The organism is Bradyrhizobium sp. CCBAU 51745 (assembly GCF_028128715.1).
GTDB lineage: Bacteria > Pseudomonadota > Alphaproteobacteria > Rhizobiales > Xanthobacteraceae > Bradyrhizobium > Bradyrhizobium manausense.
In genome coordinates this window covers 128,319-146,452 of the sequence record NZ_LBJP01000089.1, presented here as the reverse complement: position 1 = coordinate 146,452, position 18,134 = coordinate 128,319, and the positions used below count along the sequence as shown (strand labels likewise).

Here is an 18,134-nt window from a genome sequence, read left to right as displayed (position 1 = left end):
TGAGCGCGGGTTAGGCGATTGACTGGGAAGTGGATGCTCATTCCGAAAGACAAAAAGCGGATTCTGGTACTCGGCATTGGCAACATCCTGTGGGCCGATGAGGGATTCGGTGTGCGTGCGGTCGAGGAGTTTCATCGCCGCTACGACGTCGATGATAACGTCACCGTTCTCGATGGCGGCACCCAGGGGCTCTACCTCGTCAGTTTTCTTGAGCGGGCCGATTGCCTGATCGTGTTCGATGCTATCGACTATGGATTGCTGCCCGGGCAGTTGAAGCTTGTACGAGATGACGAAGTGCCAAAATTCACGGGCGCCAAGAAAGTGAGCCTGCATCAGACCGGCTTCCAGGAGGTCTTGAGCGCGGCCGATTTGCTTGGACGCCGCCCGCGAGAGCTCGCTCTTATCGGCTGTCAGCCGTTGGATCTGGAGAATTGGGGCGGTCCGCTGACCGCGCCGGTGCGCTTTCAGATTGCCGCTGCGATTAAACTCGCTTGTGAACTGCTAGAGCAGTGGGACTCGCCGGCAAAACCGCGGAGCGCGCCGCTGCCTGCATCCGAACGGCTTTTGGCGAACAATATTGACCATGCGAATTATGAAATGAGAGCGCAGCCGATCTAGAAGCCTGCGACTGACCATGTGCCTTGGCTTGCCAATGACGATTGTCGAGACTGACGGTATTACCGCGCTGTGCGACTATGGCAATGAACAGCGTCGCATTTCCGTCATGCTGCTCGCTGATGTATCGGTAGGAGCCAAGGTGCTCGTACATATCGACAGCGCAGTGCGGCTCTTAGACGAAAATGAAGCAAGGCTGATATCCGAAGCACTTGACGGGCTTGAGGCCAGCCTCAACGGTCAGAACTACGATCGCTTCTTTGCGGACTTGATCGGTCACGAGCCGCAATTGCCGGAGCACCTACGCTAACGGCTCCGCTCCCTTGCGCCGATGGGGGTTCTTCACAGCCCGAATTCCGGTCGCAGGAACATTGGCCTGGATAATGTCAGGCTCTATGCCGTTGGTTCGAACGCGAGCCGCGGCTGAAGGTGATTGGCATGCGCCTTGCTAATCGCCTCTAGCAGAACCGAACATTATCAGAAAGAAGTGTGATGGAGTTGCCGGCGCAGCATGGTCTGACACGACCCACTCAGTCCGACGTGGAAGGCGTCAGTGCCGATGCGCGCCTGGCCGTGCACGCTCCCGGGAAGGTGAGCGTGATGCCGCCGTCGGCCGCCGATCTCCTACATATGCTCCGGATCATCCAGTTCGCATTCTTCCTCCCTGAAGTTGTTCGGTCAGGCATGCAAGGTGCAGTACCCTCGCGCGGCGCTAGTGGCGCACCAGTAGGCCGGCATAGAGCGTCGACGCCGAGCCTATGCCAGAGGCACGATATACTCCGCCTAATCGGCACGATACTGGCCCGTTTGCTCACGATCAACCGCATCTCCGGACCGCTCAATCGGGCACACACCTGCAGCATCGGCACCGGCAAGCGCAATGCCCGCAAATACAGACAATGGAACATCGCATCGTGAAAACAGCGGTCCCCGTTGTATCCGGCGCCGCCGACCGGGCGGCGAGCGACTTTACGACTAGGCCTGGATGTCTCGATCTACTCTATCGTCCCGCGACGAGTGCGCTCGTCACGCGCGTCTGGCGCGATTGCGACGAACGTGCAAGGAAGTATCCGAATGCCACCTTGCTGTTGTCAAATGCCGCTGCTGCCGTTGGGGGTCAGAGAAGCGGTGCTCCGACACAATTGTACGATCTGGCATATCTCAGCGATGTCGAGCGCAAGCTGATTGACGAATTGCTCGGAGAGGGGGAGGTGACCGGGGTGGTTGCGCTGCCAGATGGCTGTTTGGCGCAAATCCGGGAGTCCGTGCTTGCAGGAATCTGGCGCGTGCGCATCGGGGCCGAGCCGGCAAACGAATATGTTGAGGTCGGAGGGATTCCGCAGATTGTCCGGCGTGCCGCAACTGACCTGACGTCCGCCGATCTTGTGATTGGCACGCCGCCGCATGGCGCGATGAACGTTCAACCGGTGCTGGCCGAAATACGCGAGCGGGCGAGCGCCTGGCGATTTGGCATGGCTGCGCATATCATCAATCTCACGTTGCTACCAATGAGCATTGTCGACTTGACATTCCTGCAGCAAAGCTTGGGCAACGGACCGGTCCATCTCATGTTGCGGGGCTACGGCGCCTGCCGAGTGCAGGCGACCGGGACTAGGAATGTGTGGTCCGTGCAGTTCTTCAATTCGACGGACAACATCATCCTTGATACGGTGGAGATTGGGGGCGTGCCGATTGTTGCGTTGGCTGCCGACGAGGATTTCCAGGACTCTGCCGAACGCTTGCAGGAAATCATTAGGGCGTACTTCACATGAAGCGCTCGGGCATTTGGCGTCAGGTAGGATCCCGCAGACAGCGCGTGTGCATGGGCCATAGCTTGCGTGCGATGATGGGGCAGCGTTGCGCATGATGGTCGCTGCCCGCAACAAAATCCATGTCCGCGTATTGCTAGCTGCCGACGTAGTCGCCTCGGTCGAGATCCTGCCGCGAGTCCGGCCGCCGCTGGCGCGGATATTCGCCGGAAAGCCGGCCTCGTCACTGCTCAATGTCGTGCCGCGGCTCTTCGCGTTATGTGCGGCTGCGCAGCAAACCGCACTGTTAACCGCGATCGAAGCCGCGCGCGACGAAGTGATCACCCTCGCAACAAAACAGCATCGTATTGCGCTTATCGTTACCGAGCGCATCGTAGATTTGGTACGGGGGCTGTTTGTCGGACATCTTACGCGAGACGTCGCCAGTGCGGCGGCAATCGGCTCCCTGATGTCGGAATTGTCAGCGCTTGTCCGCTCCGAACAGCCAGCCTGGGGCCCCCCTCAACGGGAAGCAACAGCACGGATTGTCGCTGCGATGGGCGCGCTGGGCGTACCGAATGAGGGGGGCGCGCTCAGGTCCGGTAGCCCACTGGCGCGTCGTGTTGCGGCGTTTAATGGGGGCGGCCTGAAGTCTGCTCCGACGGGACACTCGTTCCTGTCCGCCGCTGACGACCTCAACATCACGAAGCGGTTGCTCGCAGATGACTCGACGTTTTGCGACTGTCCCGATCTCGAAGGACATGTGCCCGAGACGGGTCCATGGGCGCGCCAAATGATCCGGGATCCGCTCTTGCTGAGACCGTTCGGTGCGGCCGAGCGGCTGACGGCCAGAATTGTTGAAATTGTCCGGCTATGTGCCTGGCTCGAGGCCGGCGCTCAGATTGACGCCGCGGAGCATGGGATCATCGAAAGATATAAGCTAGGGCCCGGCCGTGCAGCGGCCGCGGTCGAATGTGCCAGGGGCCGTCTCTATCACGCGGTTGAACTTGATGCTCACGCCCGGATATCCCGCTTCGAATTCCTTGCGCCAACGGAGTGGAATTTCCACCGGCGCGGACCCCTTGTACGGAACCTGCACGGGGCGGTGCTGACGGCTCGACGACGCTGTGATGAAGTGCGCGCACTGATTGCATCGCTCGATCCGTGCGTCGGGTTCACCCTCAATTTTCGCGAAGTTCGCGATGCATGAAATGGCGATTTGTCTTGGGATCATTCAGATCGTCGAGGAGAGGGTACGGGAGCGATCCTCTACGCGGGTGCGGAGCGTCTGTTTAGAGATGGGAGCGCTGAGTCACGCCGCGCCGGAAGCGATCAGGTTCTGCTTTGCTGTCGCTGCAACGCGAACCGTTGCCGAGGGCGCCGCTCTTAATATCGTCGAACAACCGGGCGTTGCCTGGTGCATGAGCTGTTCGAAAAGTGTCGAAATTTCACGACGCGGTGAGTGCTGTCCTTGCTGCGGCAGCTATCAATTGCAGGTAATTGCCGGCGAACAGATGCGAGTAAAAGAGCTGGAGATCGATTGATGTGTACCGTTTGCGGCTGCATGGAAGGAACGCCGTCGACCAAGCACTTGGAGGCGAATGATGCGGAGAGCCACGCGCGATACGCTGACCATGTACAAGACGATTGCGATGGCCATTCTGTCCTTCCGCCGCCGGGCCAAAGTCCCCCGCTCTCAAGCCACGGTGGCGATAGTTATAACCGTCGTCGGTCGGCCCATCATCAGGCCCTTCCGAGCGGCGGCGCCGGCTCTGCTGGTTTAAGGGTCGTGGGCATGAGCAGAAAGAAGATCATTGAGATCGAGCGCGATATTCTGGGCAAGAATAATGGGATTGCCGCCGTCAACCGCGCGCTCTTCGTTGCCGATGACCTGCTTGTCTTTAATCTTTTGTCCAGTCCCGGAGCAGGCAAAACGACACTGCTGGTCCGCGCTGTGTCCGAGCTGAAACGTAGGCGGCTGGTCGGGGTCATTGAAGGCGACCAGCAGACCTCGAACGATGCCGAACGTATTCGGGCGGCCGGCGTGCCAGCCGTTCAAGTCAATACCGGCAAGAATTGCCATCTCGATGCTGCAATGATTGGCGAGGCTTATCGCCACTTGCCGCCGCTCACAGGCGGTATTCTCTTCATCGAGAACGTCGGTAATCTGATCTGTCCCGCTGCCTTCGATCTTGGCGAGGCTCGAAAGATCGTAGTGTTTTCGATTACGGAAGGTGAAGACAAGCCGCTCAAATATCCTGATATGTTTGCCGCTTCGTCGCTCATGCTGATCAACAAGATTGATCTGGCGCCGCTGCTTGATTTCGATTTGGGAAAGACCGTCGAATACGCCAGACGCGTCAATCCAAAGATCGACGTGCTTGTCGTTTCGGCTCGTACTGGAGAGGGCTTTGGCGCGCTCTACGACTGGATCGATAAGCAGGCGAGCGATCAGAGGCGCATCGTAGAGGACACAAGACTATGAGCGCCGCAGCCACCTGCGACCGAACACGGCTGCGCGTGCGCGTGAGCGGGGCAGTGCAAGGGGTCGGCTTTCGTCCTTACGTTTATGGACTCGCCATGCGGTACGGATTGGCCGGGTTTGTCATCAATGGCCCCGAGGGTGTTATCATCGAGGTCGAGGGCCGCCGCGCGTCGGAGTTTGTTGCCGCCTTACCGCTCGAGGCGCCCTCATTGGCACGCATCGACCACATCTGCGTTCGGGAGACTGTGGCGCTCGCGGCGAAGGACTTTTCCATCGGCACGAGCGAAGTCGGCAAATTGTCAACGCAGATCGTTGCTGACGCCGCGGTCTGCCCGCAATGCCTCAGCGAGCTATTCGATCCAGAAAATCGGCATTACCTTTACCCGTTTATCAGTTGCTGCCATTGCGGCCCACGCTACACGATCGCCGAACGGCTTCCGTACGATCGTCGCAATACCGTGATGAGCGCTTTTAGCTTGTGCGCCGCCTGCGCGGCCGACTATGCCGATCCGGCGAGCCGCAGGTTTCACGCGGAGGCGATCGCGTGTCCGGCATGCGGTCCTCGGCTCAGCCATGGGATCAGCGCCATTGTCGCGGCAATCGCGGGGGGGCAGATCGTGGCGATAAAGGGGCTGGGCGGATATCAGCTTCTTTGCGATGCGCGTAATCAGGACGCCGTGCAGCGTTTGCGCAGGAGAAAGCTCCGCCTTCAAAAGCCGCTCGCAGTTATGGTCGATTCGATAGAGTGCGTTGGCGAAATCGCGGAGGCGAACGCGGCTGAGCTTACGCTGCTCGAATCCATAGCACGTCCTATCGTCCTCCTGCCATCGCGCAACAATCTGGCGCCCGCCATAGCTCCTGGTTTATCACGGGTGGGTGTCATGCTGCCCGTAGCGCCGCTGCATCATCTCATCTTCCATGCGTTTCGCTCGCCGGAGGCGCGTGCGGGGTCTGGCCCGGTCATCGTCGTGACCAGTGCAAATCTCTGCGGCGAACCCCTCCTGATCGATAACGCGCAGGCGCTGCGGCGGCTCAAGGGGGTCGCCGACCTTGTCGTGACCCATAATCGCGATATCTTGACGCTTGCTGATGATTCGGTGCTTTCGGTGGTGGCCGGCCGGGCCCAATTCATTCGCCGTGCTCGCGGCTATGTTCCCGAACCGATACGGCTTGCAAAGTCCGTCCCGCCCGTGCTGGCCGTCGGCGGGGCACTGAAATCGACCGTCACCGTCACGCGGGACGACCAAGCGTTCGTCTCTCAGCATATTGGCGATCTAAATACGGCCGAAGGCATCCGTGCGTTTGAGAAGACGATCCGACACCTCACATCGAGCCTTGACGTGGAGCCCGTCGCCGTCGCCCATGATTTGCATCCCGATATGGCTTCGACCCGGTTTGCGGAAGCAAATGACCGCGCGCTGGTCGCGGTTCAGCATCACCACGCACACGCTGCCGCAGTGATCGCCGAGCACGGCCATGTGGGGCCTGCGCTTGCCCTCGTGCTCGATGGCCATGGCTTTGGCTCCGAGGGCGGTAACTGGGGTGGCGAACTATTGTTGTGCGAAGGGACGCGGTTCCGACGCATCGGGCACTTAGCGCCCCTGCAGATGCCTGGTGGAGATCGTGCAGCCCGCGAGCCGTGGCGCATGGCGAGCGCAGTATTACACGGGCTCGGCCGGGGTAACGAAATCGGGCAGCGCTTTGCGGCGCATCGGCAAGCCGGGGGTCTGTCGGACTTGCTCGACCAGCCGGGCGGGACCACCACGACCAGTGCGGGACGGTTGTTCGACGCGGCAGCGGCGCTGCTGGGGATTGCGAATTTGCAGAGCTATGACGGCGAAGCAGCGATGAAGCTCGAAGCGCTAGTGCGGCAGACTGCGATTCTGGAAGCCGGCTGGACCATTGATGGCGGCGTGCTGTCGCTTAGTCCACTATTCTCGCGGTTGATTGCTGATGACATTGACGTCGCCGGCGGAGCCGGGCTGTTTCATGGCACCTTCGCCGCCGCCTGCGTCGACTGGGTCACGCGCTCTGCGCGGGCAACCGGCGTTAAGACCGTGGTTCTGAGCGGCGGCTGCTTCCTGAACGCGGTGCTGGCGGACAAAATCCCGCGCGGTTGCAGCAATGCCGGTCTTACCGCGCTGGTGCCGCAGCGGCTGCCGCCCAATGACGGCGGTTTGAGCCTTGGCCAGGCCTGGATTGCCGCTCTACAGATCGCTCAACAGTCGCCCGCCAGGGGAGCAGCTGCCTGATATGTGTCTTTCGGTTCCGGCAAAGATCGTCAAAATTCTGCCCAACGAAATGGCCCTCGTCTCCATCGATGGCATCAGCCTGGAGATATCGATTGCCCTCATCGACGAGCTTGACGTCGGCGATTGCGTCCTAGTCCATGTCGGCTATGCGCTCGCTAAGATCGATCCGACAGAAGCCAAACGCACGTTAGAGCTCCTGCAGGAGCTAGGCAACGCTGCGCAGGAATGCCGATCTTGAAATATTTTGACGAATTTCGCGACAAGACCATCGCGCAGGGACTTGCGCGTGCGATTGACGCTGAGGTCAGTTCACAAAGAGCCTACAGGTTCATGGAATTTTGCGGTGGACACACTCATGCCATCTCCCGCCACGGACTGGAAGATCTGCTGCCCGCGAACGTCCGGATGATCCACGGGCCCGGTTGTCCCGTCTGCGTTCTGCCGGCGAGCCGTATCGACATGGCGATCCGGCTCGCCGAGCGACCAGAGGTCACGCTGTGCGTCTACGGCGACCTGATGCGCGCGCCCGGGTCGCAAGGACAGTCCCTGTTGCGAGCTAAAGCGCTCGGGGCCGACATTCGGATGGTCTACTCGACCCTCGACGCTATCCGGCTCGCCGAACAGACGCCGGGCCGTGAGGTGGTTTTCTTTGCCATCGGATTTGAGACCACGGCACCCCCGTCGGCGGTCATGATCCGCATTGCCGAGAACAAGCGGTTGGAGGGCCTTAGCGTGTTCTGCAATCACGTGCTTACACCCTCTGCGATGCACAGCATTCTCGAGAACCCCAAGATCCGCAACACAGGCGGGGTCCGCATTGACGGCTTCATCGGGCCTGCACATGTCAGCACCATTATCGGTACGCAGCCTTACGAGCCCCTGGCGGAACAGTTCGAGAAGCCGATCGTGGTCGCCGGATTCGAACCCCTAGACGTGCTGCAGGCTATCCTGATGCTGGTGCGGCAGGTGAACCAAAGCCGCTATGAGGTGGAAAACCAATACAGCCGTGCAGTGACACGCGATGGCAATCGGCGCGCCCAGGAGAAGGTATCGCAAGTATTCGAATTGCGTGAGCAGTTTGAATGGCGTGGGCTTGGACTCGTACCCAACAGCGGACTGAAACTTAAGCGGTCTTACGCAAAGTTCGACGCCGAGACGCGTTTTGCGATCCACGACATGCGTGTCGCAGACAATCCGGCCTGTGAGTGCTACGCGATCCTGCGTGGCGCCAAACGGCCGGTCGATTGCACGTTGTTTGGAAATGTCTGCACGCCGGAAACGCCCATAGGGGCCTGCATGGTGTCATCAGAAGGCGCTTGTGCGGCGTATTGGACCTATGGCCGAGTTCGAGATGAGCAGGTGAGGCAGACGTCATGAGCGTGAAAGCCTATCAACGCAACCTCGACCTGGAGAACGGACGCGTTGAACTTTCCCACGGATCGGGAGGCCGTGCCATGGCACAGCTGATCTCCGGCCTTTTCCACCAGGCCTTCGGTAATGAATGGCTCGCCCGTTGCAATGATCAGTCGGCGTTTGAAGTTTCGGCAGGCAGGATGGTGATGACGACGGACGGCTATGTAGTTTCGCCGCTGTTCTTTCCCGGCGGCAATATCGGGTCCTTGGCTGTGCACGGCACGATCAATGATGTCGCGATGTCCGGCGCGCGCCCACTCTATTTGTCAGCCAGCTTCATTATCGAGGAGGGTTTCCGGTTTTCCAATCTCAAGGCGATCGCGGATTCGATGGGCGCGGCGGCGCGAGGGGCCGGCGTTTACATCATTGCCGGGGACACCAAGGTCGTAGAGCGGGGCAAGGCGGATGGTCTGTTCATCTCTACGGCCGGGATCGGGCTGGTGGCCGGAGGGCTCGATCTCTCCGCCGACAAGGCAAGGGTCGGGGATCGTGTGCTGCTGTCAGGTAGCCTCGGCGATCACGGGGTGGCGATCATGTCAAAACGTCAGAACGTCGCTTTTCAAACCGAAATCGTCTCGGACTCAGCAGCGTTGCATAGTCTCGTAGCGGGCATGCTGGCCGCAGGTGGTGGCGGCATCCGGGTGATGCGGGATCCAACGCGCGGTGGGCTCGCAGCTGCTCTCAACGAGATTGCGCATCAGTCCGACCTCGGGTTTCTTCTGCAGGAATCAACCATTCCGGTGAAGCCTGAGGTTGCGGCTAGCTGCGAGCTCTTTGGACTCGATCCGATCCATGTCGCCAACGAAGGCAAGCTCGTTGCGATCGTGGCGCCTGATTTGGCCGATGCCGTTCTTGCAGCCATGAAGGCGCACCCGCTCGGATCCAATGCGGCTGATATTGGTGAGGCGGTGGCTGACGATCACAAATTTGTTCAGATGACGAACGATTTCGGCGGGCGACGAATCGTCGACTGGCTGTGGGGCGAACAATTGCCTCGGATCTGTTGAGTAGGCTGCGCAACGTTTTTTTTGGCAGAGATTAGTATCAATAGTGATTAGCCATCAGCTCGACAAGCACATCACTTGGTAGGCAATCCTGCCTAGTTGGCAACTTGCCATCTTTGCAGCGTGAGAAGTTCGGCGAGGCTGGATACCGTTGTTAACTTTTCTGCCGGGGCGAGACCGTAATTCGGAACGATTGATCGCTATGGCGCAGTTTTCGACGGTTAGGCTCAGCGAACAGGACTGCACGATCTGCCGGCCCCCCCCCCCCCCCCGTGGGTTTGAAATCCTGCGAAGCCTGTAAAATATCGCTGAATTCCTGCGCCATTTTGTCGGCTGCGTCGCGATATCTCTGCACGCTTCCGATAGAAAGAGCGGGTCAGGCAGGGAGTTTTAAATGAAGGTCGGAGTTCCGAAGGAAATCAAGGCGGACGAATATCGCGTCGGCCTTACCCCTGGAGCTGCCCGAGAATACGGGGCAGCCGGCCACCGCGTGATGATCGAGACTGATGCCGGCGCTGGCATTGGCGCAACCGATGACGATTATCGCAATGCTGGCGCAACGATTCTAACTTCCGCGGCTGAGGTATTCGCATCGAGCGAGATGATCGTAAAGGTTAAGGAGCCTCAGCCGGCCGAATGGTCCCAGCTGCGCGAGGATCACATCCTATTCACCTATTTGCATCTGGCCCCGGACCCGGATCAAGCTGCCGGCCTCTTGAAATCTGGATGCACCGCGATCGCCTATGAGACCGTAACTGATGCGCATGGTGGTCTTCCACTGCTGGCGCCGATGAGCGAGGTCGCGGGTCGGCTTGCGATTGAAGCGGCGGGTAGCGCCCTAAAGCGGAGTACAGGCGGGCGAGGGCTGCTGATCGGTGGGGTGCCCGGGGTTCAGCCTGCCCGAATCGTAGTCCTTGGAGGTGGCGTCGTCGGTACGCACGCGGCGCGCATGGCGGTCGGTCTGGGAGCAGAAGTGACCATCATCGATCGTTCGATAATCCGGCTCCGTGAGCTGGACGAGCTATTCAAAGGCCGCGTTCGCACCAGGTTTTCGACCATCGAGTCCGTGGAGGAAGAGGTATTTGCGGCGGACGTGGTGATTGGTGCGGTGCTCGTCCCAGGTGCGAGCGCCCCGAAGTTGGTCCGCCGGAGCATGCTGAGCTCGATGCGCAAGAGGGCGGTGCTCGTGGACGTCGCTATCGATCAGGGCGGCTGCTTTGAGACATCGCACCCAACCACTCACGCTGATCCAACTTACGAAGTGGATGGAGTCATTCATTATTGCGTAGCCAATATGCCCGGTGCCGTACCGCTGACCTCGAGCCAGGCACTCAATAACGCGACCCTGCCGTTCGGTTTGGCTCTGGCCAACAACGGTTTTTCCGCCGTACTCGAAAATGCACATCTGCGCGCAGGTCTCAACGTCCATCGGGGCCGGCTAACTTACAAAGCCGTGGCCGAGAGCCTCGGGCTACCCTTCTCACCGATCGAACAGGCTGCGGCCTGATCCTAGAGGCCCTCATGGGCGTTTCCTCCCTGACTTAGGCCACCCCTTCGGGTGGCCTTTTTTTTTGGCTCCATCGATCCACTGAGCGCCGCCGGCATTTATTTCTAGCGCGGGGCGAAGCGGAAGATCACCAGACGAACGCCTGGCTTCAGTCGCCCGCACGATGGGAAGACAATATACTTTCACCCATACGGCGCCTATGATTTCCGGTGTTGCCGGATAATCCAAGGCAATTGAGAATGCGTCCCGCGGGTGCCCGGGGGACGCGCATTTCCGGAGCGACTTTATCTGGAGCGCCGCGCGCTTTCCGACTGGCAGTGAGGCGCGGACCGGCGATGACTCCCGCTATGCGGACGCCACAGTATCGAGATCAAGCTGCTGTCAGGCCCCTTGTACAATCTGCGACACCGTGTCGAGGCAGCGACTTGCGTTATGGAAAATACTCAGACAAACCAAGCTCAAACTGTCTGGCACAAGACTTGATAGTAAGAAACTGTCCCGCACTTTGCTCATGGAATCGCAGTGATGGCCTACAAGATAATCGCATCCCAGTGCACCGTCTGCGGTGCGTGTGAGTTCGAGTGTCCTAACGCCGCGATCAGCCTGAAGAATGACATATATGTGATCAATGCGTCCCAGTGTACCCAATGTGAGGGCCATTTTGACGCGCCGCAATGCGCCGTCGTTTGCCCGGTGCCCGATACATGCGTGCCGTCAAAGGTGGAGTAGCCGATGAGAGGCGCTCCCGCACGAATTTATGGAGATACTCGACAGCCGCCGCGTTTTCGATCCATCTCCTGTTTTACTCAGTCGCAGGCCCGAGTTTGCGGTGGCTTGCGTAACCGCGCGGATTGCCGCCGCTTCGATGATCGGTTCGTTCGAGGATGGAGAAGCAATCGTAGATTTCCGCCAGTCCTTAAAGAAGGCAAACGCGAATTGATTGTGGTTCTCCCGCAAACCCACGCTCTGCTCGCTGTCGTCAGCTTGATATTTGTCTGTTAGACGTATGAGTTCTTACACGTCGGCCGATGCTTCCTGGCGCAGTGACAAAATGGGCCCCCAGCGGTCGGTGACGGCAATTTCTGCTCGGTGATTTTGAGCGACTCCTGAGCCCGCGCACCACGATGGTTGCAATCACACAAATGTCGCGTGCTCTTGCGCGATGTTGCCGGTGTAAGACGCGGTGGGGACGCGCATGCCCGCGGTATCCGGTGCTGGTCGACGGCTCGCTAGGATACGTGCATCCGTCCGCCGAAGACTGCGATATCGACTGCGATTTCTACGCCTGACCGGCCACAACTGTCTGGTCCGACTGGGATTGGTGTGCTTACGGCAAGTCTGCGCATCCCGCATCGATGCCGCCCTTTAATGGCCGTGGGGACATGATCCGCGAGGTCTCGCGTTGCGGTGCCATTTTATGGCGATCCGCCACGCCGGTTCGAAGCGGGTACGCAGCCGATCGCCGAAGCCATCGCTCTAGGCGCCGCTATCGATTGCACTGCAGATCCGCAGGCAATCGCTTACGCGCAGGAGAAGCTGGCGGACACCAATTTCGTGCGCGTGAGCGGGACTCTGGCCGAGGAGGGGCCGATCATTTCGTTTTGGATATGAAGGGTTGCATGCGCATAATATTTCCACCTTCATGGACTGCGCCGGTGTAGCGGAGCGGGAGTACTGTGCGATGCCGCTGCTCAAAAATTTGGCGTGCTGGCGACGTGCCGTGGGTCCATTGGACTTTTCAATGCACGCGGAGAGATCGATGTGCTCGTGCGTGCCCCGGATCAAGCGCGGCTCTCGGCGAGCCTACGACATTCACGCGGCGAGGCCGCTCGCATAGAACTCTGGAGGACGCGATCGCACACCTCACCAGCATTGCAGCAGGCGAGCACCCGTAGGTCTCAGTAAGCATAGATAGCAGTGGCAAGCCTGTGTCGGTCGCCGGCCTTGCAGCCGCCTTCAGCCTTCGATCCCAGAGTACTGCAGTGTCGAATACGCTCGAGAGCTGCGTAGGGAATTTGACGCACAGCCCACCTTGTTCCCTTTCGAACAGGCCCGAACCAAGAGTTCTCCGCGCAAGTGCGATGTCGGATTCGCAACAACACATCTTTTCCCGCACGAGGCGCGCTAAGCAACTTTGATTGTTCGGTTTTTTGTGCTGACGAGACGCTGGCATGCTGGTTGCAAAACTTGGGTCAAGAAGCCGCCCTCGCAACAGCAAACCTTTGAAGGACATCAGATGAGTCTCGCCACGACCCAGAGCATCGCAGAAATCAGGGCTCGCAACAAAGAGCTGATCGAGGAGGTGCTTAAGGTCTATCCGGAAAAAACCGCGAAACGGCGTGCCAAGCACCTCAACGTTCACCAAGCCGGCAAGTCAGACTGCGGGGTGAAGTCCAACATCAAATCCGTACCTGGCGTGATGACAATCAGAGGCTGCGCCTATGCAGGGTCAAAGGGAGTGGTCTGGGGACCAATCAAGGACATGGTTCATATCAGCCATGGCCCGGTCGGCTGCGGTCAGTATTCGTGGGGCTCGCGACGCAATTATTACGTCGGCACGACGGGCATCGATAGCTTCGTCACTTTGCAGTTCACCTCCGACTTCCAGGAAAAGGATATCGTATTCGGCGGAGACAAAAAACTGCACAAAATCCTTGATGAAATTCAAGAGCTGTTTCCACTTAACAACGGCATCACGATCCAATCGGAATGCCCGATCGGGCTGATCGGCGACGATATTGAGGCGGTGTCAAGGGCGAAATCCAAGGAATATGGCGGCAAAACCATCGTGCCGGTCCGCTGTGAGGGCTTCCGGGGCGTGTCGCAGTCACTAGGCCATCACATCGCCAACGATGCGGTGCGCGATTGGATTTTCGGCCACATCGAGGGCGACGGCAAACCAAAGTTTGAGCCGACGCCGTACGATGTTGCGATCATCGGAGACTACAACATCGGTGGCGACGCGTGGTCATCAAGAATTCTGCTGGAGGAGATGGGCCTGCGCGTGATCGCGCAGTGGTCCGGGGACGGCTCGCTGGCAGAGCTCGAAGCAACGCCGAAGGCAAAGCTCAACATCCTGCATTGCTATCGCTCAATGAACTACATCTCCCGCCACATGGAAGAAAAGTTCGGTATCCCATGGTGCGAGTATAATTTCTTTGGACCTTCAAAGATCGCAGAGTCGCTGCGCAGGATTGCGGGTTATTTCGACGACAAGATCAAGGAAGGCGCCGAACGGGTGATCGAGAAGTACGAGCCGCTCGTGAATGCGGTGATCGCCAAATATCGCCCGCGCCTGGAGGGCAAGACGGTGATGCTGTACGTCGGCGGGCTCCGTCCGCGTCATGTTATTGGCGCATATGAGGACCTAGGGATGGAAGTAATTGGCACCGGATACGAATTCGGTCACAACGACGACTATCAGCGCACAGCTCAGCACTACGTGAAGGACAGCACGCTCATCTATGATGACGTCAATGGCTACGAGTTCGAGCGCTTCGTCGAAAAGCTCCAGCCTGACCTTGTCGGCTCGGGCATCAAGGAAAAGTACGTTTTCCAAAAGATGGGTGTGCCATTCCGACAGATGCATTCGTGGGACTATTCGGGCCCCTACCACGGTTATGACGGCTTTGCGATCTTTGCGCGTGACATGGACATGGCCGTCAACTCGCCGGTTTGGAAGAAAACGAAGGCGCCCTGGAAAGAAACTTCGAGCGCCAAGCTCCAGGCTGCAGAATAGAGCAATTCATCTCGCTCTCTGGGAAAGCCGGGGCGATACAAAACGATAGTGAAGGATTTCACCAATGGCGCAGAGTGCCGAGCACGTACTCGATCATGTCGAACTGTTCCGCGATCCAGAATACCAGCAGATGCTGGCCAAGAAGAAGATATTCGAGAATCCTCGCGATCCTGCCGAGGTCGAACGTATCAAGGAATGGACGAAAACCGCCGAATATCGCGAAAAGAACTTTGCGCGGGAGGCGCTAGCGGTAAATCCGGCCAAGGCTTGCCAGCCGCTTGGCGCCGTATTCGCCTCTGTTGGGTTTGAGCGCACGTTGCCCTTCGTCCACGGCTCGCAAGGCTGTGTGGCCTATTACCGCAGTCATCTATCGCGGCACTTCAAGGAGCCTTGCTCCTGTGTCTCTTCATCAATGACGGAAGACGCTGCCGTATTCGGCGGTCTGAACAACATGACCGACGGGCTCGCGAACAGCTACAACATGTACAAGCCCAAGATGATTGCGGTTTCCACAACCTGCATGGCAGAGGTGATCGGCGACGACCTCAACGCCTTCATCAAGACGTCGAAAGAAAAAGGCTCGGTTCCGGCGGACTTCGACGTGCCGTTCGCCCACACGCCGGCGTTCGTCGGCAGCCACGTCACTGGTTATGACAATGCGCTCAAGGGCATTTTGGAGCATTTTTGGGACGGAAAGGCCGGAACAGCCCCGAAGCTGGAGCGCAAACCGAATGGGGCGATCAACATCATTGGTGGATTCGATGGATATACCGTCGGTAACCTTCGCGAGATCAAGCGCATCTTAGAATTGATGGGTATCGACCACACGATTCTCGCCGACAATTCTGAAGTGTTCGATACCCCGACAGACGGCGAATTCCGGATGTATGAAGGTGGTACGACGCTTGAGGATGCGGCGAACGCGATTCACGCCAAGGCGACTATTTCCATGCAGCAGTGGTGCACGGAGAAAACGCTGACATTCGTGGCGGAGCACGGCCAGGACGTTGTATCCTTCAACTATCCGGTGGGCTTATCCGCAACGGATGACTTTATCGTCGCGTTGTCACGCATCAGCGGCAAGGAGATTCCCGAGCAACTGGCGCGAGAACGTGGTCGCCTGGTTGATGCCATCGCCGACTCCAGCGCTCATGTTCACGGCAAGAAGTTCGCGATCTATGGTGACCCGGATCTTTGCTATGGATTGGCTGCGTTTCTGCTCGAACTGGGCGCTGAACCGATTCATGTGCTTTCCACCAACGGCAATAAAGCGTGGCAGGAAAAAATGCAGGCGCTGCTTGCAAGCTCGCCATTTGGGCAGGGCTGCCAAGTCTATCCGGGTCGAGACCTCTGGCACATGCGCTCACTCTTGTTCACCGAGCCTGTCGATTATCTGATTGGAAACACCTATGGAAAGTACCTGGAGCGTGATACCGGAACGCCACTGATCCGCATCGGCTTTCCGATCTTTGACCGGCATCACCATCACCGCTCACCCGTATGGGGCTATCAGGGCGGTCTGAATGTACTGGTGAAGATCCTGGACAAGATCTTCGACGAGATCGACAAGAAGACCAACGCGCTTGGCAAGACGGACTACAGCTTCGACATCATTCGTTGATGAGCAACTACAGGTGCCATCGCCCAAGCACAGGACGATGGCACGAGCATGTGAAGGTCGAATTTGCAATTTATTTGCCCTGAGAGGAAGCAGGATGAGGTCACTAGCGGCCACGGTCCAGAATTTGTTCGACGAGCCGGGCTGCGCCAAGAATGGCAGTAAGTCGGAGGCTGAGCGTAGGAAGGGCTGCACTAGACAGTTGCAGCCGGGTAGCGCTGCTGGCGGCTGTGCTTTCGATGGCGCGAAGGTTGCACTGCAGCCGTTCACCGATGTCGCTCACTTGGTACATGGTCCGATCGCGTGCGAGGGCAATTCCTGGGACAATCGCGGCGCGGCGTCGTCCGGCTCGGATCTGTGGCGCACCGCATTCACAACCGATCTGAGCGAAACCGATATTGTTTTTGGAGGCGAGAAGCGGCTCTGCAAAGCGATCAAGGAGATCATCGACAAGTACGATCCGCAAGCCATCTTCGTCTATCAAACCTGCATCCCGGCGATGATCGGCGATGACATCAACGCAGTCTGCAAGGCAGCATCTCAAAGATTCGCAAAGCCGGTGATCCCGATCAATTCTCCTGGCTTCGTCGGTTCGAAAAACCTCGGCAACAAGCTCGCCGGCGAGGCCTTGCTCGACTATGTGATCGGGACGCGAGAACCGGACTACACCACGCCGTACGACATCAATCTGATTGGAGAATACAACCTTTCGGGAGAGCTCTGGCAAGTGAAGCCATTGCTAGACGAGCTCGGAGTGCGAATTCTCTGTTGCATATCCGGAGATGGTAAGTATCGAGAGGTAGCTTCATCTCATCGCGCCAGGGCGGCGATGTTGGTGTGCTCAAAGTCCATGATCAACGTGGCACGCAAGATGGAGCAACGTTACGGGATCCCATTCTTCGAGGGGTCGTTCTACGGTATTCAGGATTCAAGCGAATCGCTACGCCAGCTCGCCCGCTTATTAGTTGAACGCGGCGCGCCGACAGATTTGCTCGGGCGCACCGAAGCGGTGGTCGCGCGCGAGGAAGCGCGGGCGTGGGCTGCCATCGAGCCGTACAAGTCACGATTCGGGGGCAAAAAAGTCTTGTTGATGACGGGCGGTGTCAAGTCATGGTCGGTCGTTGCGGCACTCCGGGAAGCCGGGCTGGAGTTGGTCGGAACCAGTGTGAAGAAATCGACCAGGAAAGACAAGGAGCGCATCAAGGAACTCATCGGGCATGATGTCCACATGATCGAAGACATGACCGCGCGCGAAATGTACAAGATGTTGAAGGACGCAAAAGCGGACATCATGCTATCAGGCGGCAAGTCGCAGTTTGTCGCGCTGAAGGCGGCGGTGCCGTGGCTCGATATCAACCAGGAGCGTTGCCACGCCTATATGGGCTATGCCGGAATGGTCAAGTTGGTGGAGGAGATCGATAAGTCGCTCTCCAATCCGATGTGGGAGCAGCTGCGTCGACCAGCTCCATGGGAGGCATCGGCCAAGGCGGGGGAGCAGATGCAATCGCCGATGGCCGCAAGCGCCTGCGATCCGGCGGGCGCCGAAACTGCGCGCAGTGCCAAGAAGATCTGCGCGTGTAACAGAGGTGATCTGGACGTGGCTGAGGATGCAATTTACTTGCACGGCCTGAGGAGCGTCGCAGCGGTACGAGAGCATACCAATGTGGGTGGTGGCTGCTGTCAAACGTGCATCGAAGATATGTTGGTGTCCGAGCCATCTGACATCCGACAGGCGGCAGAGTAGGAACTCGCC

The 18,134-nt window shown here is 58.6% G+C and carries 16 protein-coding genes; all 16 read left to right on the top strand.

The genetic code is table 11. The features are described 5' to 3' along the window. The first annotated feature begins 33 nt into the window (after window positions 1-33). The 16 genes from XH98_RS30985 to nifE all read left to right on the top strand — a co-directional run bounded on the left by XH98_RS30985 (window position 34) and on the right by nifE (window position 18,125). Entirely contained in the window at window positions 34-618 is a 585-nt protein-coding gene (locus XH98_RS30985; RefSeq protein WP_271620888.1) for a HyaD/HybD family hydrogenase maturation endopeptidase, read from the top strand. Window positions 619-634: 16 nt separating this feature from the next. Next, the gene (locus XH98_RS30980) at window positions 635-925 is read left to right on the top strand and encodes a HypC/HybG/HupF family hydrogenase formation chaperone (RefSeq protein WP_271600023.1); all 291 of its coding nucleotides are present in this window, start codon (window positions 635-637) and stop codon (window positions 923-925) included. Between the two features lie 604 nt (window positions 926-1,529). After that, window positions 1,530-2,387 carry a hydrogenase expression/formation protein gene (locus XH98_RS30975; protein WP_442868661.1) on the top strand — a complete coding sequence of 286 codons (858 nt, stop codon included), beginning with the start codon at window positions 1,530-1,532 and terminating at the stop codon, window positions 2,385-2,387. A 91-nt stretch (window positions 2,388-2,478) separates the two neighbouring features. Beyond that, window positions 2,479-3,573, top strand: coding sequence for a hypothetical protein (locus XH98_RS30970; RefSeq protein WP_271620886.1), 1,095 nt, complete (start codon window positions 2,479-2,481; stop codon window positions 3,571-3,573). Continuing rightward, window positions 3,566-3,907: a hydrogenase maturation nickel metallochaperone HypA gene (gene hypA / locus XH98_RS30965; RefSeq protein WP_271600026.1), complete on the top strand. Its 342-nt coding sequence runs from the start codon at window positions 3,566-3,568 to the stop codon at window positions 3,905-3,907. Before XH98_RS30970 ends, hypA begins: the two co-directional genes overlap by 8 nt. Next, on the top strand, window positions 3,907-4,848 hold the full coding sequence (gene hypB, locus XH98_RS30960) for a hydrogenase nickel incorporation protein HypB (RefSeq protein ID WP_271620885.1): 942 nt from the start codon (window positions 3,907-3,909) through the stop codon (window positions 4,846-4,848). The genes hypA and hypB overlap by 1 nt, the downstream gene beginning before the upstream one ends. Next, complete coding sequence (hypF, locus tag XH98_RS30955) at window positions 4,845-7,100, top strand: carbamoyltransferase HypF (protein WP_271620884.1); 2,256 nt, start codon at window positions 4,845-4,847, stop codon at window positions 7,098-7,100. Before hypB ends, hypF begins: the two co-directional genes overlap by 4 nt. A gap of 1 nt (window position 7,101) precedes the next feature. Beyond that, entirely contained in the window at window positions 7,102-7,338 is a 237-nt protein-coding gene (locus XH98_RS30950) for a HypC/HybG/HupF family hydrogenase formation chaperone (RefSeq protein WP_271600029.1), read from the top strand. After that, entirely contained in the window at window positions 7,335-8,477 is a 1,143-nt protein-coding gene (hypD, locus tag XH98_RS30945; RefSeq protein ID WP_271600030.1) for a hydrogenase formation protein HypD, read from the top strand. The genes XH98_RS30950 and hypD overlap by 4 nt, the downstream gene beginning before the upstream one ends. Further along, entirely contained in the window at window positions 8,474-9,520 is a 1,047-nt protein-coding gene (hypE, locus tag XH98_RS30940; RefSeq protein ID WP_271620883.1) for a hydrogenase expression/formation protein HypE, read from the top strand. The genes hypD and hypE overlap by 4 nt, the downstream gene beginning before the upstream one ends. A 391-nt stretch (window positions 9,521-9,911) precedes the next feature. Next, a complete protein-coding gene (ald, locus tag XH98_RS30935) occupies window positions 9,912-11,024 on the top strand; it encodes an alanine dehydrogenase (protein WP_271620882.1) in 1,113 nt (370 codons plus the stop codon). 525 nt (window positions 11,025-11,549) lie between these two features. Then, on the top strand, window positions 11,550-11,753 hold the full coding sequence (locus XH98_RS30930; RefSeq protein ID WP_271600033.1) for a 4Fe-4S binding protein: 204 nt from the start codon (window positions 11,550-11,552) through the stop codon (window positions 11,751-11,753). Window positions 11,754-12,431: 678 nt separating this feature from the next. Further along, window positions 12,432-12,635 (top strand): aminotransferase class V-fold PLP-dependent enzyme, encoded by a 204-nt coding sequence (locus tag XH98_RS30925; RefSeq protein WP_271620881.1) that lies wholly within the window; start codon window positions 12,432-12,434, stop codon window positions 12,633-12,635. A gap of 625 nt (window positions 12,636-13,260) precedes the next feature. Beyond that, window positions 13,261-14,763: a nitrogenase molybdenum-iron protein alpha chain gene (gene nifD, locus XH98_RS30920; RefSeq protein ID WP_271620880.1), complete on the top strand. Its 1,503-nt coding sequence runs from the start codon at window positions 13,261-13,263 to the stop codon at window positions 14,761-14,763. A gap of 64 nt (window positions 14,764-14,827) precedes the next feature. After that, complete coding sequence (gene nifK, locus XH98_RS30915; protein ID WP_271620879.1) at window positions 14,828-16,384, top strand: nitrogenase molybdenum-iron protein subunit beta; 1,557 nt, start codon at window positions 14,828-14,830, stop codon at window positions 16,382-16,384. Window positions 16,385-16,478: 94 nt separating this feature from the next. Then, the gene (gene nifE, locus XH98_RS30910; RefSeq protein WP_271620878.1) at window positions 16,479-18,125 is read left to right on the top strand and encodes a nitrogenase iron-molybdenum cofactor biosynthesis protein NifE; all 1,647 of its coding nucleotides are present in this window, start codon (window positions 16,479-16,481) and stop codon (window positions 18,123-18,125) included. Window positions 18,126-18,134: the final 9 nt, after the last annotated feature.

Coding starts and splice junctions, on each gene's coding strand:
- XH98_RS30985 (WP_271620888.1), top strand. CDS start 34: ATGCTCATTCCGAAAGACAAAAAGCGGATTCTGGTACTCGGCATTGGC.
- XH98_RS30980 (WP_271600023.1), top strand. CDS start 635: ATGTGCCTTGGCTTGCCAATGACGATTGTCGAGACTGACGGTATTACC.
- XH98_RS30970 (WP_271620886.1), top strand. CDS start 2,479: ATGATGGTCGCTGCCCGCAACAAAATCCATGTCCGCGTATTGCTAGCT.
- hypA (WP_271600026.1), top strand. CDS start 3,566: ATGCATGAAATGGCGATTTGTCTTGGGATCATTCAGATCGTCGAGGAG.
- hypB (WP_271620885.1), top strand. CDS start 3,907: ATGTGTACCGTTTGCGGCTGCATGGAAGGAACGCCGTCGACCAAGCAC.
- hypF (WP_271620884.1), top strand. CDS start 4,845: ATGAGCGCCGCAGCCACCTGCGACCGAACACGGCTGCGCGTGCGCGTG.
- XH98_RS30950 (WP_271600029.1), top strand. CDS start 7,102: ATGTGTCTTTCGGTTCCGGCAAAGATCGTCAAAATTCTGCCCAACGAA.
- hypE (WP_271620883.1), top strand. CDS start 8,474: ATGAGCGTGAAAGCCTATCAACGCAACCTCGACCTGGAGAACGGACGC.
- ald (WP_271620882.1), top strand. CDS start 9,912: ATGAAGGTCGGAGTTCCGAAGGAAATCAAGGCGGACGAATATCGCGTC.
- XH98_RS30930 (WP_271600033.1), top strand. CDS start 11,550: ATGGCCTACAAGATAATCGCATCCCAGTGCACCGTCTGCGGTGCGTGT.
- nifD (WP_271620880.1), top strand. CDS start 13,261: ATGAGTCTCGCCACGACCCAGAGCATCGCAGAAATCAGGGCTCGCAAC.
- nifK (WP_271620879.1), top strand. CDS start 14,828: ATGGCGCAGAGTGCCGAGCACGTACTCGATCATGTCGAACTGTTCCGC.
- nifE (WP_271620878.1), top strand. CDS start 16,479: ATGAGGTCACTAGCGGCCACGGTCCAGAATTTGTTCGACGAGCCGGGC.